The organism is Campylobacter sp. MIT 21-1684 (genome assembly GCF_026241315.1).
In the GTDB taxonomy this organism is placed as follows: Bacteria; Campylobacterota; Campylobacteria; order Campylobacterales; family Campylobacteraceae; genus Campylobacter_D.
The window spans coordinates 1-399 of sequence record NZ_JAPHNA010000076.1 but is presented as its reverse complement, the minus strand read 5'-3'; the positions used below and the strand labels follow the sequence as shown (position 1 = coordinate 399).

Below are 399 nucleotides of genomic sequence, written 5' to 3'. Positions count from 1 at the left end.
TAATTAAGTTTTCCAGAATCTTTAGGAGGATTAAAAATCATTTCAAGTTGCTTTTCATTCAAATCAAGTCCATAGAAATTCTTAAAATGTTTTTTATACTCTTCTTTGACATCAAGATTTGCAAAAAGTTCTGGATGGTTGTGTTTGGCAAGAAAAAGTAAAAATGGTGCAAGATCAAGGCTAGGAGGGTAAGGTTTGTAGGTAGCTAGTGGAAATTTATATACTTTTTTCTGCTTGATAGCCTCTAAATTTTGCCATTCTTGTTTGTTGAGCAATTCTTCGACACTTAAAGGGCTGAAATTACTGATATAAATTATATCAGGATTGTGCTTGTAAATTTCTTCCAAATTTAAAGAAATTCTTTTCCCAGCTATTGAAGTTTCCTTTAAAAAGCTCTGA

1 protein-coding gene is annotated in these 399 nt (G+C 31.1%); it reads right to left on the bottom strand.

Annotated features, from left to right (window positions below; translation table 11 throughout):
- Window positions 1-399 (bottom strand): ABC transporter substrate-binding protein (locus tag OQH62_RS08635; protein WP_323053666.1); only part of this gene is annotated, 399 nt, incomplete at both ends.